Source organism: Mycobacterium asiaticum (assembly GCF_001673635.1).
In the GTDB taxonomy this organism is placed as follows: domain Bacteria; phylum Actinomycetota; class Actinomycetes; order Mycobacteriales; family Mycobacteriaceae; genus Mycobacterium; species Mycobacterium asiaticum_C.
The window spans coordinates 1-1,061 of sequence record NZ_LZMH01000053.1 but is presented as its reverse complement, the minus strand read 5'-3'; the positions used below and the strand labels follow the sequence as shown (position 1 = coordinate 1,061).

The following is a 1,061-nucleotide window of genomic DNA, read 5'->3' as shown; positions in this document are numbered from 1 at the left end:
TTGACGGTGTGCTCGGCCTCGTAGACCTCGCCCATCCCGCCGCGGCCCAGCAACCGCTTGAGATGGTAGGGCCCGAATGTCGTGCCCACCCGCGAGTCCTGCGTATCGCTCATCGCTGATCCTCCCAGTCAACCCGCAATGTGGCTGACATTATCAACAGCCGCGCGTTAGATGTGCCGTCCGCAAATTCCGCCACCCATCAATTCTTGGCCCTGCGCTGCGGACCCATGCGGCGCAACCGCAGCACGATCAGGATCACCAAGGCGATCGCCTGGACGGCGCAGGCCGCGGCGGCGATCGACCAGCTACCGATGTCGTAGTCCCACAACGGATCCTGGTCGCCACCGGCGGTGCGGTGCAGGTCGTTGAGGTCTACCGTCGACGCGGCCATGGCGTAGGCCCAGCGGGACGGGGACAGCCAGGCCAGTTGCTCGAGCGGAACCCGGTCGTCCACCCCGAACATTCCGCCGCACAGCACCAGTTGGGCCATCACCACCAGCACCAGCAGCGGCATGCCGCGGTCGGCGTTGCCGATCAGCGCCGAGATCAGCAGCCCAACGATCATCGACACGACGGTGACCGCCAGCACGGCCACCGCGATCTCGAGCCGCGGCCACGGCAGTACCACCGATTGGTCCGGTGGCGGCAGGAATGCGACGCCCAGAAAACCCAGAATCAAGCCCTGTGCACTCGTAATCGCGCCCAGCACAGCCAGTTTGGAGGCGAGGTAGGCGCTGCCGGATAGGCCGATGCCGTGTTCGCGCCGGTAGATCGCCTGTTCCTTGACGATCTCGCGGATCGAAGTCGCACACCCCATCAACGCGCCACCGATGATCAGCAGTACCAACAGCTGGCCCGGCTGGGTCGATACCTTCTCGATCGCTTTGGCCAGGGAGAGGCCGGCGTCGCCGGGGACGGCGTAGGTGAACAGGCTCAGGAGCAGGGGTAGGGCGAGCAGGAATAGGGCGTATTGGCGGTCGGCGGCGATGTCAGCTTCGTGCTGCCCCAACGCAGCTTGCTGGCCGTGGTCGGCCCCTCCGGAGCCGGCAAATCCACCCTGC

The 1,061-nt window shown here is 66.1% G+C and carries 2 protein-coding genes and 1 pseudogene; 1 reads left to right on the top strand and 2 read right to left on the bottom strand.

The window, feature by feature from the left end:
• A partial coding sequence (locus A5645_RS28755; protein ID WP_231123035.1) for a hypothetical protein occupies positions 1 to 113 on the bottom strand: 113 nt, incomplete at its 3' end.
• Positions 114 to 199: 86 nt separating this feature from the next.
• Positions 200 to 1,021 (bottom strand): annotated as a pseudogene (locus tag A5645_RS15490) (ABC transporter permease); the annotation flags it as partial.
• Between A5645_RS15490 and A5645_RS29295 the strand changes: the two are divergent.
• On the top strand, positions 998 to 1,061 hold a 64-nt coding region (locus A5645_RS29295; protein ID WP_366663766.1), incomplete at its 3' end, for a hypothetical protein. The pseudogene A5645_RS15490 and the gene A5645_RS29295 sit on opposite strands and share 24 nt — an antisense overlap.